This is a genomic window from Bradyrhizobium sp. CCH5-F6 (assembly GCF_001556045.1).
Taxonomy (GTDB): domain Bacteria; phylum Pseudomonadota; class Alphaproteobacteria; order Rhizobiales; family Xanthobacteraceae; genus Bradyrhizobium.
Genome location: NZ_LSIC01000104.1, coordinates 1 through 13,684, shown reverse-complemented (window position 1 = coordinate 13,684; position 13,684 = coordinate 1). Strand labels below are relative to the sequence as shown.

Genomic DNA, 13,684 nt, shown 5'->3' with positions numbered 1-13,684 from the left:
GCCGCCCTTGCCGATGCGCTTGTATTCGGCCGCCTGGTATTCACCACGATTGAGGGCCGCCCAGAACTCGCGATAGGCAGCGCTGTCTCGCTCGGCAGGCGCAACAAACATGCTGTGATGCTTGCCCTCGATCTCGGCCAGCGAATAGCCGAGTGCCCGGCAGAAATTCTCGTTGGCCGTGACGACGGTACCGTCGAGCTTGAACTCGATGACGGCCTGGGCGCGGCTGATGGCGGCGATCTTGGAGGCTTCGGTCATGCCGCGAATTTTCTTCGCGGTGATGTCGGTCGCGATCTTCACGACCTTGACGGGCTTGCCGGCTTCGTCGAGCACCGGATTGTACGATCCCTCGATCCAGACCTCGCGGCCGCCCTTGGCGATCCGCTTGAACTCGGCTGCCTGGGGCTCGCCGCGGGTGAGCTGGGCCCAGAACGCCTGGTACTCGGCGCTGTCGCGCTGAGCAGCCGGCAGGAACATGGAATGCTTCTTCCCCTTGATCTCCTCGAGGGAGTAGCCGAGCGCAGTCAGGAAGTTCTGGTTGGCGGTCAGGATCGTGCCATCCATCGCGAACTCGATCAGGGCTTGCGAACGACCGATGGCCGCGAGCGTTGCGTCGGCATCACCACGGGACTTGCGTCCAAACATCAGGAGATCTCCATCTCGAAAGAGCGCCGATGGGGATATGCCCGTCGGGATCAAGGAACTCACCGTGCGGCACTGCTGCCGTAGTCCCAAACCGGCGCCCCGCAGTTCTGGCGACTTATGCGCAGGTCCGTCGATATTCGTGCCGACAGTAACGGAAGCGAGTGGCAGCCTGATTCTGTACGAGAAAAGCTCGAATAAAGTTCTAATTTTACTGTCGGGAATTCGACGGGGGCGGATGAGCGTGTCCAAGCGAGGGATGCCGGAGCTCCGACCTGAAAAGCACGACGAAACTTGAAATGATGCTTCTCACTCAACGCCTTGCGGAGACGCCTCGTCACCTGTCAGCGTGAGTTGAGCGTGCCGCATCGGCTTTCGCGACGTCGTGTCGCGCATATCCGTAGTCTCACGGAATCGGCCGCGCCTTGTGCGCCGCGCGCCGGCCGATTCCCCACAGCGTCAGGTTCCACGCCACGCAGGTCCCGAGCGCGAGGCACAAGCCGACCGTGGAGCCGAACCACACGACTGCAACGTGCAGAACGGCGATGGCCATGCCAAATCCGAGCAGGCCCCAGGCGGAGTTGGCGAGCACTGCGGCAGTCGGTGGTCCGCCGATGCGCGGGTGCAGGATCACCATCATGCTGGAGAACACCACCGGATAGAGCGCGATGATGCCGCTGATGCGAGGGCCGACCCAGCTCGACGTCGAGACCACGATGGCGACGAGGGTTGCGACCAGCGCAGCGCGCATCGGCACGTCGTACCAGCGGCGCGTCACCAGCGGCATTTTCGCATGGCGATAACCTGCGAGCAGCGGAATGCAGATGCCGAACGCGATCAGATTGGCCGCGAGCCCGGCGGCGAGCGACCAGTCGAACTGGCGGATGATCGATGCAAGCACGATCCAGACCGCGATTGCGCTTCCACAGCTCACGAGTAGGCCATGTCGCTGCGCCAGCACCACATAGGTGAGCGCGAGGACGATCGTCGCAGCATTCACGGGGAGGCTTGCCAGCGCGCCCTGTGCGATGAAGGCGGCGTCGTGGTCCAGCGCCAGGAAGACGTAGGAGGGACCAGCCGACACCGGCAAGGTCGCAACCAGCGCGCCGATCACAGGCCCGGCGCGCTCGGCGATCATCGACGCCGACACAACGAACGCCGCCGCGATCGCCATGCGCAAGAACAGGAAGAGGATGAAGTGGAGATCGGGAGACATTTTTGTTTTGTCGTCCCGGACAAGCGCAGCGCAGATCCGGAACCCATAACCACAGGCTTCGCTGTGTTGAACGGTTGTAGTGATCAGTTCGGCAATACAATCGGCGCTCGGGATGATGGGTCCCGGCGTTCGCCGGGACGACACCGATTTTGGAGTAGCGACCTTCGCCTCACATCCGCTGCATCGACACTGACACCTTCGGGCCGTTCTTGATGGTCTGATAGACCACGCAATAACGCTCGGTGAGCTTGAGCAGCAGGTCGAGCTTGTCCTGCGGCGCGTCGGTGTCGACCTCGAAGCGCAGGCGGATCTCGGCGAAGCCGACCGGAGTTTCCTTGTCGATGCCGAGCGTGCCGCGGAAGTCGAGATCGCCCTCGGCGTAGACGTTGCCGGTCTTGAGGGGAACCTCGATCGCGGTCGCGACCGATTTCAGCGTGACGCCGGCACAGGCGACCAGGGCTTCCAGCAGCATGTCGCCGGAGCAGAGCTCGAGGCCGGAGCCGCCGGTGCCGGGATGCAGGCCGGCCATCGCGATGGCGCGGCCGGTCTCGACCTTGCAGGCGATGCCTTCGCCGTCGGTGGAGCCCTTGGCCTTCAGCGTGATCAGCGCGGCCTTGGGATCGTTCTTGTAGCGCTCCTTGATCGGGGCCTGCATCTGGCGCAGTTGTACAGCGTCCATTTTGTTTTCTCCCGGGACATGATGCCTGCCGATGTACCGGCTCGGGGCGAGATTGTCACCACCACATGGCCTGACCGGGACCCAGGGTTGCGTCGCGGTCGGGCACGCTGCGGTCGAGCGAACGGTCGAGTGATGTCAGCACACTGCGCTTGAAATTCTCGAACAGCGGCGAGTTGCGGTCGCGCGGCCGGCCGAGATTGACCTCGATCTGGTCGAATAGCCGGCCCGGCCGCGGCCGCATCACCAGCACGCGGTCGGCCAGCACCACGGCTTCGTCGACGTCATGGGTGACGAGGATGAGCGTCGGCCGCGTGTCGGCCCACAGGTCGAGCAGATGATCCTGGAGATCCCTGCGCGTGAAAGCATCAAGCGCGGAGAACGGCTCGTCGAGCAGCAGCACCTCCGGCTGCGGCACCAGCGCCCGCGCAATCGCAACCCGCTGTGCCTGCCCGCCGGAGAGCTCGCGCGGCCAGGCCTGCGCCTTTTCCGCGAGCCCGACGCGCTCGAGCGCACGCGCCACCTTCTCGCGCCGCTCGGTCGCGGGCAGATCGGCAAGGCCGAAGCCGATATTGTCGGCGACGCTGAGCCAGGGCAACAGCCGCGGCTCCTGGAAGATGATGCCGATCTTGGCATGCGGCGAACTGATCGCCTCGTCGTCGAGCGTTACGCTGCCCGAGCTGGCGCGATCGAGGCCGGCGATGGCGCGCAACAATGTGGACTTGCCGCAACCGGAGCCGCCGATGATGGCGATGATCTCGCCTTGCCTGATCTCGGCCGAGAAGCGCGCCAGCGCCTCTACGCCGTTGGGATAGGTCTTGCTGACCCGGTCGAGCGCCAGCATCGCTTCAAGCTCCCCTTGCCCGCCCGAAGGCGTCCTGCCAGCGCAGGAACGGCGCGGCGGCAACCTCGATCAGCCAATCCGTGAGCTTGCCGAGGATGGCGAAGATCACGATGGCGGCCAGGATCTGCGCGGGCTTGCCGAGCTGCTGGCCGTCGAGCAGGAGGTAGCCGAGCCCTTCGGAGGCGCCGATCAATTCGGCTGCGACCACGAACATCCAGCCGAGGCCGAGACCGACGCGCAGGGATACGACATAGGCCGGCAGCACCGCGGGCAACAGGATGCGGCGGATCATGGCGAACCCGGAGAGGCGAAAGGTGCGTCCAACCTCCACGATCTTGCGATCGACCGAGAGAATCGCGCCCATGACGCCAAGATAGACCGGGAAGAACACGCCGACCGCAATCAGCGCGACCTTCGAGGTCTCGAAGATGCCGAGCCAGAGGATGAACAGCGGGACCCAGGCCAGAGAGGGGATCGCGCGCAGCGCCTGCACGGTCGGGTCGAGCAGCCGCCGCGCCAGCGACCAATAGCCGGAGATAGCTCCCAGCAGCGTGCCCGCGACGATGCCGGCGGCAAAGCCGAGGACGACGCGCCACAGCGTCGCTGTGATGTGGCGGACCAGCTCGCCGGAACGGGCGAGCTCGGCGATCTCGGCAAAGACGCGCGAGGGCGGCGGCACCAACCGGCCGTTGGACCAGGCGAGCCACACCACGAGCTCCCAACCCAGCGCGAGCGTCAGCGGCAGCAGCACGCCCAGCATCGGCCGCGCATAACGGGACAGGCGCGAGGGCGCAGCGGCGCCCTCGGCCGGCTCCGAGGTCTGTTGCAGCACTGGCGCGTCGGAGATCATGGCCATAGCAAGCGCGTCTGAAGAGGGAATGGAAGGAGCGTCGAGTCTCCCTCCAAGGGAGGCAAGAGATACTAATTCGTCGGCAGCGGGACCTGATCGTCGATCAGGGCGTCGAGCGTCGCCTTGACGTCGACCTTGGCATCGACGACGCCGGCCTGTTGCAGCGCGAGGCCGGCAGCCAGGATCGACTCGCGCTGGGGCGCGCCGATCCGGCCGTGGGTGAGTTCGGTGCGCTCCTTGAGCTGCTTGTCGACGACGGCCTCGGGCAGTTTTGTGACCGCGATGAAGGTCTTCTTCAGCTCATCGTAATTCGCCAGCGAATATTTGCGCGCCTCCTCGTAAACCGCGAGGACGCGGCGAACGATGTCGGGATGGTCCTTCAAGAACTGCTCGCGCACATTGAGGATGCCCCAGGTGTTGGCGTCGGCCTTGCGATAGAACAGCTTCGCACCTTCCTCGACCTCGGCCTGCGCCATCATCGGATCGAGCCCGGCCCAGGCGTCGACGTCGCCGCGGATCAGCGCGGTCTTGCCGTCGGCATGCTGGAGCAACACCGGCGTGATGTCCTTTTCCGTCAGGCCCGCGCCGAGCAGCGCGCGCACCAGGAAGATGTGCGGATCGGTTCCGCGCGTCACCGCGACACGCTTGCCCTTGAGGTCGGCAACGGCGGCGATCTTGGAATCCTTTGAAGTCACCAGCGCGGTCCATTCGGGGCGCGAATAGACGTAGATCGACTTGATCGGATTGCCGTTGATGCGGGCGACCAGTGCCGCGGACCCCGCGGTCGAGCCGAAATCGATCGAGCCGGCGTTGAGGAATTCGAGCGCCTTGTTGGAGCCGGCCGACTGCACCCAGGTGACCGTGATACCGTCCTTTGCGAACTCCTTCTCCAGGAGCCCCTTCTGCTTCAGGACCATCGACACCGGATTGTAGGTCGCCCAGTCGATGCGGATTTCCTTAAGCGGCCCGGCCGCCTTCGCCGCGGGGGAGAATGCGAGCGCCAACGCGCCCGCCAGAAGAATACGTCGTGCAATCCCAGCCATGCTCGTCCTCCTGAAAAATTTCATTGTTCTTCAATGAGTTATATCTAGAGGTCAACGAGAAAATCCGTCCCTTGAAAGCACGGCGGCCGAGAACAGATTTGCCCGAAGCCGCGCCTTTCCAGCTTGGAACGACTATTGCCAGAGAATGTCGGGTGACAGCGCCTGTCACCTCTTATATCGGGAGAGACATGGACAGCATCGCGACTGAGCAGAAGGCCGGGGTAGACGATCGTTTCGACACCGTGCGGATCACCGCCGCGGTCGATGCGCTTGCCGAAAAGCATCAGGGTCGCGAGGACGCGTTCCGCACGGCGATGGCGCAACTGCTCAAGGCGGAGCTGATCGCGGCGCGCGCCGCCGCACAGGCGATCCTCTTGAAGGACCGCCACGGCCGCCGCTGCGCCGAGCGCCTGTGCCACGTGCAGGACGAGATCATCCGCATCCTGTATTCGGCCGCGACGCGCCATCTCTACCGCTCGCCGATCCCGAGCGGCGCCGAGCGCATGGCGGTGGTCGCCACCGGCGGCTACGGCCGCGGCCTGATGGCGCCGGAATCGGACATCGATCTGCTGTTCATCCTGCCCTACAAGCAGACCGCCTGGGGCGAGCAGGTCGCCGAAGCGATCCTCTATTGCCTCTGGGACATGGGGTTGAAGGTCGGTCACGCCACGCGCTCGGTCGACGAATCGATCCGGCAGGCGCGCGGCGACATGACGATCCGCACTGCGATCCTGGAGACGCGCTTCCTCACCGGCGACAAGCCACTCTATGAGGAACTGGTCGAGCGCTTCGACAAGGAAGTGGTGCAGGGCACCGCGTCGGAATTCGTCACCGCAAAGCTCGCCGAGCGCGAGGAGCGGCACCGCCGCGGCGGCCAGTCGCGCTATCTGGTCGAGCCCAACGTCAAGGACGGCAAGGGGGCCTTGCGCGACCTGCACACGCTGTTCTGGATCGCCAAATACGTCTACCGCGTGCGCGATACCCACGAACTCGTCGCGCGCGGCGTGTTCGACGCACAGGAATATCGCAGCTTCCGCCGCTGCGCCGATTTCCTCTGGTCGGTACGCTGCAATCTGCATTTCTATTGCAACCGCGCCGAAGAGCGCCTCTCCTTCGATCTGCAGCGCGAAATCGCGATCCGGCTCGGCTATACCTCGCATCCCGGCATGCAGGATGTCGAACGCTTCATGAAGCACTACTTCCTGGTCGCCAAGGAAGTCGGCAACCTCACCGCCATCCTCTGCGCCAAGCTCGAGGACCAGCAGGCCAAGCCCGCCCCGGTGCTGAGCCGGATGATGGCGCGGTTGCGGCCGACCGCGGTGAAGCGGCGCGTCCCCGACAGCGACGACTTCATCGTCGACAACAACCGCATCAACGTCGCCGCGCCCGACATCTTCAAGCACGACCCGGTCAATTTGATCCGCATCTTCCGCCTCGCGCAGAAGAACAACCTCGCCTTCCACCCGGATGCGATGCGCGACGTGACGCGATCGCTGGGCCTGATCAACGCGCAGCTCCGCGAGAATCCCGAGGCCAACCGGCTGTTCATGGAGATCCTGACCTCCGACAACGCGGAGATCGTGCTGCGGCGGATGAACGAGACCGGCGTGCTCGGCCATTTCATCCGCGCCTTCGGCAAGATCGTCTCGATGATGCAGTTCAACATGTATCATCACTACACCGTCGACGAGCATTTGATCCGCTGCATCGGCTTCCTGCAGGACATCGAGCGTGGCGGCATCGAGGAATTCGCTCTCGCCAGCGACCTCATGCGCAAGACCCGGCCTGAGCACCGCGCGGTGATCTACATCGCCACGCTCCTGCACGACGTCGCCAAGGGCAGGCCGGAGGATCACTCGATCGCCGGCGCAAAGGTGGCCCGGCGGCTCTGCCCGCGGCTCGGCTTCAGCCCCGCCGACACCGAACTGGTGGCGTGGCTGATCGAGGAGCATCTGACGATGTCCACGGTCGCGCAGTCGCGCGACCTCTCCGACCGCAAGACCATCGAGAATTTCGCCGCCGTGGTGCAGTCGGTCGAGCAGATGAAGCTCTTGACCATCCTGACCACGGCCGACATCCGCGGCGTCGGTCCCGGCGTCTGGAACGGCTGGAAGGCGCAGCTCTTGCGCTCGCTCTACTATGAGACCGAACCGGTGCTCACGGGCGGCTTCTCGGAAGTCGACCGGGGAAAACGGCTTGCGGCCGCGCACGCCGAATTCCGCATGGCCTTCGCCGAATGGCCGAAGGACGAGCTCGACGCCTATATCGCCCGGCACTACCCCGCCTACTGGCTCAAGGTCGAGCTGCCGCGCAAGATCCGCCACGCCCGCTTCGTCCGCTCCAGCGAGCAGGCCGGCCACAAGCTCGCGATCAACGTCGGTTTCGACGAGGTGCGCGGCGTCACCGAGCTGACGATCTTCGCCGCCGACCATCCCTGGCTGCTGTCGATCATCGCGGGCGCCTGTGCCTCGGCCGGTGCCAACATCGTCGATGCCCAGATCTACACCACGACCGACGGCCGCGCACTCGACACGATCTCGATCTCCCGGGAATACGACCGCGACGAGGATGAAGGCCGTCGCGCCACGCGCATCGGCGAGATGATCGAGGACGTGCTGGAGGGCAAGCTGCGCCTGCCCGAAGCAATGGCGCGGCGCACCGTACGCAGCAAGGCGAAGCCGTTCGTGATCGAGCCGGAAGTGACCATTAACAACCAATGGTCCGACCGTTACACCGTGATCGAGGTCTCCGGCCTCGACCGGCCCGGCCTGCTCTACGAGCTGACCACCGCGATCTCGAAGCTCAATCTCAACATCGCCTCGGCCCATGTCGCGACCTTCGGCGAGCGCGCGCGCGACGTGTTCTACGTCACCGACCTCCTGGGCGCGCAGATCAACGCGCCGACGCGGCAGGCCGCGATCAAGAGCGCCCTGACCCATGTGATGGCCGGCGACAAGGCGGTGCAGCCGGCGGCGTAATGGGCGGTCGCGCGTACCTCTCTCCCCTGGTCATTCCGGGGCGTCGCGCAGCGGCGAGCCCGGAATCCATCGAGCCACTGGTGACGCGGATAAATGGATTCCGGGTTCGCGCTACGCGCGCCCCGGAATGACGGGGAGAGAGACCTAAACCTCCACGCCCTCATGCCGCAGCAGCCACCGCTTGCGCTCGATGCCGCCGCCATACTTCACCAGGGAGCCATCCGCGCCGATCAGGCGGTGACAGGGCAGCACCACGCTGATCGGGTTGGAGCCGTTGGCATGTCCGACCGCGCGAATGGCTTTGGGCATGCCGATCCTTGCGGCGAGCACACCGTAGCTCAGCGTGGTACCGGCGGGGATCTGCGCAAGCGCGGTCCAGGCCTTTTGCTGGAACGGCGTTCCGGCAGTGCGCCAAGCGATGCTCAAGAGCCGACCCAGCTCGCCCTCGAAATATCCTGACAGCGCCATCCGCATCTCCGCGGGCGCTGGCTGATTACTCAGAGCCACCGCGCCGTAATGCAGGCGCAACAGCCCGAGCATGCGGTGCTCGTAGTCCTCCCAATCGAGCGCGCGCAAGACACCATCAGCATCGGTGACGAGCAGCGCGATCCCGATCGGCGTCGTCAAGCGGTCGAGACCGAAACTTGCAGACGGTTTGGTTGATCGACCGGCCATTGCGACACCACTGCATCGAAACACTTCCGTCGCACTTGCCATGCCAGCCATGCTACCGTCCACCCGAAAGCTGACGCTCTGGGGGACTCACCTTGATCCTGATCGCCAATGTCCTGGTGGCGCTGGTCGCCGCACTGCACGCGTACTTCCTGATCCTGGAGATGTTTCTCTGGGACAAGCCGCTTGGCATGAAGACATTCCGTAACACGCCGGAGAAGGCAGAGATCACGAAAGTGCTGGCCGCCAATCAGGGCCTCTATAACGGCTTCCTCGCCGCTGGCCTGATCTGGGGCCTCGCGCACAGCAACCCGGCTTTCGCGCTCCAGATCAAGGTGTACTTCCTGCTTTGCGTGATCGTGGCCGGCGCCTATGGCGCCGCGACCGTCAGCACGCGCATCCTGATGGTGCAGGCGCTGCCGGCGGCGCTCGCGCTGCTCGCGTTGGTCCTGGCCTGAGACGCCTGACCCAGGACTCCCTGGCCTGAGACGCTACGGCGCAGCGCCGCGCTCCTTGCGCGGCGGCGAACCTTCCTCCACAATCTTCGGCAGCGATGGCGACCGTTGCAATCAACGGAGAAAGACCGTCGGCCTAAAATTCCGTCAGGAGGAACAACCCAAGATGAACAATCGCAGAGCCTTCATGGCTGCAACGGCGGCATTCGCCTTCGCAGTCTCCGCCAGCCAGGCCCTCGCCCAGAAGAAATACGACACCGGCGCAAGCGACACCGAGATCAAGATCGGCCAGACCGTGCCGTTTTCCGGCGCCTATTCCGTCTACGCCAATATCGGCAAGACCCAGGCCGCCTATTTCAGGATGATCAACGATCAGGGCGGCATCAACGGCCGCAAGATCAACCTGATCCAATATGACGACGCCTATTCGCCGCCGAAGACGGTCGAGCAGGTGCGCAAGCTGGTCGAAGGCGATGAAGTCCTGTTCACCTTCCAGCTGATCGGCACCGCCGCGAACGCCGCCGTTCAGAAGTACCTCAACGGCAAGAAGGTCCCGCAACTCCTCGCCTCGACCGGCGCGGCGCGATTCAACGATCCGCAGAACTATCCCTGGACCATCGCCTACAATCCCAACTACGTGTCTGAGGGGCGTATCTACGCCAAGTACATTCTCAAGGAGCATCCCAACGCAAAGATTGGCGTGCTCTACCAGAACGACGACATGGGCCGCGACTATCTGGCGGGCCTCAAGAGCGGACTCGGCGACAAGGCCGCCAGCATGATCGTCGGCGAGGTCTCCTACGAGGTCACCGACCCCACCGTCGATTCGCAGGTGGTCAAGCTGAAGTCTATGGGGGTTGATCTCTTCTTCGACGCCTCGACGCCGAAATTCGCGGCGCAGGCGATCAAGAAGCTCGCCGATCTCGGCTGGACCCCGGTGCACATCCTCGACATCAATGCGAGCCCGGTGTCGGCAACGCTGAAGCCGGCCGGCCTCGATATCTCCAAGGGCATCATCTCGACCAATTACGGCAAGGACCCCGGCGATCCCCAGTGGAAGGACGATCCCGGCGTGAAGGCCTTCTTCGCCTTCATGGACAAGTATTTCCCCGAAGGCGACAAGCTCAACACCGTCAACACCTACGCCTATTCGGTCGCCGAGCTGCTGGTGCAGGTCTTGAAGCAATGCGGCGACGATCTCACGCGCGAGAACGTGATGAAGCAGGTCGCCAACATCAAAGGCTACACGCCGAGCCTGGCGCTGCCCGGGATCAAGATCACCACCGGGCCGAACGACTACCGCGTCAACAAGCAGATGCAGATGATGAAGTTCAACGGCGAACGCTGGGAGCTGTTCGGACCGATCATCGAGGACACCGGCCCGTCGGGCTAGGCGCTGGTCTGGTAGGGTGGGTTAGCCGAAGGCGTAACCCACCACTTCTGCTGATACACGGGAACGAGAAGAGGTGGGTTACGCCCAGCGGACTGCGCTTCGCGCCGCCGCTGCGCTAACCCACCCTACAATCTACGTCGGTATCTCCCCGAAATTCTTTCCCACCGGCAGCACGGCATGCCGGATCAGCCGCGAATCCTCCACCGCGGCCTGGCGATGCTTCACCGCCTCGCGATAGATGGGATCGCGGATCATCTCGACGAAGGCGGCGACGCTCGGATATTCGGCGATGAAGCAATGGTCCCAGCGCTCCTCCTGCGGGCCGATCAGCATCAGCTCGAATTTGCCCTGCCAGACGATTCGGCCGCCGAGGCGCTCGAACACCGGGCCGCTCTCGCGGCCATAGGCAGCATAGGCTTCCGCGCCGCTCGCCTTGCGACCGTCCGGATAGGCCGCCTCTTTCCGCAGGCGCACCAGATTGAGCATGTGGATCGGGCCCGGGCGGTCGTTCTCCCGGAATTGCGCAAAGATCTCCTTGGTCGGATCGATGTGGCCCATGCCTGCTCCCCTCGTGAGTTCCGTCTGTTTTGTGCCGGCGATCCTAGCCCTGCGCCGCTGAAAGCGGAACTGCGGGGTGTGAATGCCGCACCTCCTAATTGCGCGTTAAGGTCTGGGTAACCGGGCCTTAAACAGCGACCGCTAGCGTGCGGCGGGGCGGCTGACCGGGCGTATTGCGTATGGCGTGGGGAAAGAAAAAAGCTGGGCGGAAGGAGCCGCTGTTCGGCCTGCCCGCGGCGCTCGCCGATCTGCGCCTGACCGCAGCCGACCGCATTCCCGGCGGCGACGACAAGCCGAAGAAATCTGCGAAAGCATCAGCCAAGCGCAAGAGCGACGATGCCGGCGACGAGCCGCCGCGCGAGCGCAAAACGCCTGCAAGCCGCAGCGGCGCCAAACGTCGCTCGAAATCGCGCGGAGGCTTCAGCCTCGGCCGCCTGGTCTATTGGGGCGCGGTGCTGGCCCTGTGGGGCGGGATCGCCGTGATCGGCGTCGTGATCTATGTCGGCGCTCATCTGCCGCCGATCCAGTCGCTGGAGATTCCCAAGCGGCCGCCAACGATCCAGATCGTCGGCATGGACGGCAGCATGCTTGCGCAACGCGGCGAGATGGCCGGCGCCAATGTCGCGCTGAAGGATTTGCCGCCGTACCTGCCCAAGGCGTTCATCGCCATCGAGGACCGCCGCTTCTATTCGCATTTCGGCATCGATCCCGTCGGCATCCTGCGCGCCCTCGTCACCAACGTGCTTCATCGCGGCGTCTCGCAGGGCGGCTCGACGCTGACGCAGCAGCTCGCCAAGAACCTGTTCCTGACCCAGGAGCGCACCATGCGGCGCAAGTTGCAGGAGGCGGAGCTCGCGATCTGGCTGGAGCGCAAGCACTCCAAGGACGAGATTCTGGAGCTCTATCTCAATCGCGTCTATTTCGGCTCCGGCGCCTATGGCGTCGAAGCCGCCGCGCAGAAGTATTTCGGCAAGTCGGCCAGGAACGTCACCATCGCGGAAGCCGCGATGCTGGCCGGCCTCGTCAAGTCGCCGTCGCGCCTTGCGCCGAACCGCAACCCGGAAGGCGCCGAAGCACGCGCGCAGATCGTGCTCGCGGCGATGGCGGACGCAAACTTCATCACCGACGCGCAGGCCAAGGCCTCGATCGGGCACCCCTCCTACAATGTGAAGCCGGTCGGCGCCGGCACGGTGAACTACGTCGCCGATTGGATCGGCGAGGTGCTGGACGACCTGGTCGGCCAGATCGACGAGAGCATCAAGGTCGAGACCACGATCGATCCGAAGCTGCAGAGCGTGGCGGAAGCCGCCATCATCGACGAGCTCGCGGCCAAGAGCGTGAAGTTCAACGTCAGCCAGGGCGCGCTGGTCGCCATGACGCCCGACGGCGCGGTGCGCGCCATGGTCGGCGGGCGGAACTATTCGGACAGCCAGTACAACCGGGCTGTGACCGCGAAGCGCCAGCCGGGCTCCTCGTTCAAGCCGTTCGTGTATCTCACCGCGCTCGAACAGGGGCTGACGCCCGACACGATGCGCCAGGACGCGCCGATCGAGGTCAAGGGCTGGCGGCCCGAGAACTACACCCACGAATATTTCGGCGCGGTCACGCTGACGCAGGCGCTGGCGATGTCGCTCAACACGGTCGCGATCCGCCTCGGTCTGGAAGTCGGGCCGAAGAACGTGGTGCGCACCGCGCACCGGCTCGGCATCTCGTCCAAGCTCGAACCCAATGCCTCGATCGCGCTCGGCACGTCGGAAGTCTCCATGGTCGAGCTGGTCGGCGCCTATGCGCCCTTCGCCAATGGCGGCCTCGCGGTGGCGCCGCATGTCGTGACGCGGATCAGGACGCTCAGCGGCAAGCTGCTCTACATGCGCCAGCCTGAAGAGCGCAATCAGGTCGTCGACCCCCGCCATGTCGGCATGATGAACACGATGATGCGGGAGACGCTGATATCAGGCACCGCCAAGAAGGCCGAGATTCCCGGCTGGCCGGCCGCCGGCAAGACCGGCACCAGCCAGGATTATCGCGACGCCTGGTTCATTGGCTACACCGCCAACCTCGTCACCGGCGTCTGGCTCGGCAATGACGACAACTCGCCGACCAAGAAGGCGACCGGCGGCGGCCTGCCCGTCGAAGTCTGGACGCGCTTCATGCGCGCGGCGCACGAGGGCGTGCCGGTGGCGAACTTGCCGAACGCGCAAGCGAGCTGGGGCCTGTCGAACCTCGCGCAGGCGGCTTCGCAGGTGTCGCCGCCGACAGCGGCAGCGCCCGGACCGGCACCGACCAATAACGGCGGTTATCGCCCGCCGCCTCCCACGCGCGCCAATGTGCGACCGGAGGCAGCGGCAGGTCTCGAC

General features: G+C 64.8%; 12 protein-coding genes. 4 read left to right on the top strand and 8 right to left on the bottom strand.

Annotated features, from left to right (window positions below):
* The 6 genes from AX729_RS19270 to AX729_RS19245 form a co-directional block, all read right to left on the bottom strand.
* Positions 1-645 (bottom strand): PAS domain-containing protein (locus AX729_RS19270; protein WP_156457061.1); only part of this gene is annotated, 645 nt, incomplete at its 3' end.
* Between the two features lie 403 nt (positions 646-1,048).
* Positions 1,049-1,858, bottom strand: coding sequence for a hypothetical protein (locus tag AX729_RS19265; protein WP_061025867.1), 810 nt, complete (start codon positions 1,856-1,858; stop codon positions 1,049-1,051).
* Positions 1,859-2,027: 169 nt separating this feature from the next.
* Positions 2,028-2,537 carry an OsmC family protein gene (locus AX729_RS19260; RefSeq protein WP_061025865.1) on the bottom strand — a complete coding sequence of 170 codons (510 nt, stop codon included), beginning with the start codon at positions 2,535-2,537 and terminating at the stop codon, positions 2,028-2,030.
* Positions 2,538-2,592: 55 nt separating this feature from the next.
* Entirely contained in the window at positions 2,593-3,378 is a 786-nt protein-coding gene (locus AX729_RS19255; RefSeq protein ID WP_061025864.1) for an ABC transporter ATP-binding protein, read from the bottom strand.
* 4 nt (positions 3,379-3,382) lie between these two features.
* Positions 3,383-4,228, bottom strand: a complete 846-nt coding sequence (locus AX729_RS19250) for an ABC transporter permease (RefSeq protein ID WP_061025868.1) — start codon at positions 4,226-4,228, stop codon at positions 3,383-3,385.
* Between the two features lie 71 nt (positions 4,229-4,299).
* A complete protein-coding gene (locus AX729_RS19245) occupies positions 4,300-5,271 on the bottom strand; it encodes an aliphatic sulfonate ABC transporter substrate-binding protein (RefSeq protein ID WP_061025861.1) in 972 nt (323 codons plus the stop codon).
* A gap of 188 nt (positions 5,272-5,459) precedes the next feature.
* Here AX729_RS19245 and AX729_RS19240 point away from each other — a divergent pair, with 188 nt between their 5' ends.
* The gene (locus AX729_RS19240; RefSeq protein ID WP_061025859.1) at positions 5,460-8,249 is read left to right on the top strand and encodes a [protein-PII] uridylyltransferase; all 2,790 of its coding nucleotides are present in this window, start codon (positions 5,460-5,462) and stop codon (positions 8,247-8,249) included.
* A 144-nt stretch (positions 8,250-8,393) separates the two neighbouring features.
* On the opposite strand, the gene AX729_RS19235 is transcribed toward AX729_RS19240, so the two are convergent.
* On the bottom strand, positions 8,394-8,924 hold the full coding sequence (locus tag AX729_RS19235) for a methylated-DNA--[protein]-cysteine S-methyltransferase (RefSeq protein ID WP_061025856.1): 531 nt from the start codon (positions 8,922-8,924) through the stop codon (positions 8,394-8,396).
* Positions 8,925-9,022: 98 nt separating this feature from the next.
* Between AX729_RS19235 and AX729_RS19230 the strand changes: the two genes are divergently transcribed.
* Positions 9,023-9,379: a DUF1304 domain-containing protein gene (locus AX729_RS19230; RefSeq protein ID WP_197433627.1), complete on the top strand. Its 357-nt coding sequence runs from the start codon at positions 9,023-9,025 to the stop codon at positions 9,377-9,379.
* Positions 9,380-9,542: 163 nt separating this feature from the next.
* Complete coding sequence (locus AX729_RS19225; RefSeq protein WP_061025852.1) at positions 9,543-10,769, top strand: ABC transporter substrate-binding protein; 1,227 nt, start codon at positions 9,543-9,545, stop codon at positions 10,767-10,769.
* Positions 10,770-10,901: 132 nt separating this feature from the next.
* Here AX729_RS19225 and AX729_RS19220 read toward each other — a convergent pair whose 3' ends face one another.
* Positions 10,902-11,327 carry a DUF1330 domain-containing protein gene (locus AX729_RS19220; RefSeq protein ID WP_061025850.1) on the bottom strand — a complete coding sequence of 142 codons (426 nt, stop codon included), beginning with the start codon at positions 11,325-11,327 and terminating at the stop codon, positions 10,902-10,904.
* A 179-nt stretch (positions 11,328-11,506) separates the two neighbouring features.
* Here AX729_RS19220 and AX729_RS19215 point away from each other — a divergent pair.
* Positions 11,507-13,684, top strand: a 2,178-nt coding sequence (locus AX729_RS19215; RefSeq protein ID WP_061025849.1) for a transglycosylase domain-containing protein, incomplete at its 3' end; no start/stop codon positions are given.

Excerpts from the sequence above, each read along its gene's own strand:
- AX729_RS19265 (WP_061025867.1), bottom strand. The coding sequence starts at position 1,858 with ATGTCTCCCGATCTCCACTTCATCCTCTTCCTGTTCTTGCGCATGGCG.
- AX729_RS19260 (WP_061025865.1), bottom strand. The coding sequence starts at position 2,537 with ATGGACGCTGTACAACTGCGCCAGATGCAGGCCCCGATCAAGGAGCGC.
- AX729_RS19255 (WP_061025864.1), bottom strand. The coding sequence starts at position 3,378 with ATGCTGGCGCTCGACCGGGTCAGCAAGACCTATCCCAACGGCGTAGAG.
- AX729_RS19250 (WP_061025868.1), bottom strand. The coding sequence starts at position 4,228 with ATGATCTCCGACGCGCCAGTGCTGCAACAGACCTCGGAGCCGGCCGAG.
- AX729_RS19245 (WP_061025861.1), bottom strand. The coding sequence starts at position 5,271 with ATGGCTGGGATTGCACGACGTATTCTTCTGGCGGGCGCGTTGGCGCTC.
- AX729_RS19240 (WP_061025859.1), top strand. The coding sequence starts at position 5,460 with ATGGACAGCATCGCGACTGAGCAGAAGGCCGGGGTAGACGATCGTTTC.
- AX729_RS19235 (WP_061025856.1), bottom strand. The coding sequence starts at position 8,924 with ATGGCCGGTCGATCAACCAAACCGTCTGCAAGTTTCGGTCTCGACCGC.
- AX729_RS19225 (WP_061025852.1), top strand. The coding sequence starts at position 9,543 with ATGAACAATCGCAGAGCCTTCATGGCTGCAACGGCGGCATTCGCCTTC.
- AX729_RS19220 (WP_061025850.1), bottom strand. The coding sequence starts at position 11,327 with ATGGGCCACATCGATCCGACCAAGGAGATCTTTGCGCAATTCCGGGAG.